This is a genomic window from Roseicyclus salinarum (assembly GCF_029624655.1).
Classification (GTDB): domain Bacteria; phylum Pseudomonadota; class Alphaproteobacteria; order Rhodobacterales; family Rhodobacteraceae; genus Roseibacterium; species Roseibacterium salinarum.
This window is the reverse complement of sequence record NZ_JARRSA010000068.1, coordinates 1-314: the sequence shown is the minus strand read 5'-3', so window position 1 is coordinate 314 and position 314 is coordinate 1. Positions and strand designations below refer to the sequence as shown.

Here is a 314-nt window from a genome sequence, read left to right as displayed (position 1 = left end):
TGCAAGCGTCCAGCGTCGCTGCGGGCTGCTCGCGACAACGACCGAGACCGGCCTCTGTCCGGGCACCGTCATGTCCGGGCCGGTGTCGCGTGGTCGTCGGGCCACCGCCACACGACCCACAGGATCACGAGCATCGCAAGCAGTTCGATGACCAGATGAAGCACGTCATCTTTGTCTGTCGGCAGCGCGAGCATCATCCCTGCAGCGGTGATCGGGACTGCAAGGAAGGTCGCGCGTCGCAGCCACGTTCGTTCAAGCACTTGCGAAAAGAGCACCATGCCGATCGGCACCTGTACGAGGATGCCGGCCATCAG

At 64.0% G+C, this 314-nt stretch carries 1 pseudogene; it reads right to left on the bottom strand.

Annotation, left to right across the window (positions count from 1 at the left end):
* Positions 1-68: 68 nt before the first annotated feature.
* A pseudogene (locus tag P6F26_RS19640) lies at positions 69-314 on the bottom strand (DUF6326 family protein); the annotation flags it as partial.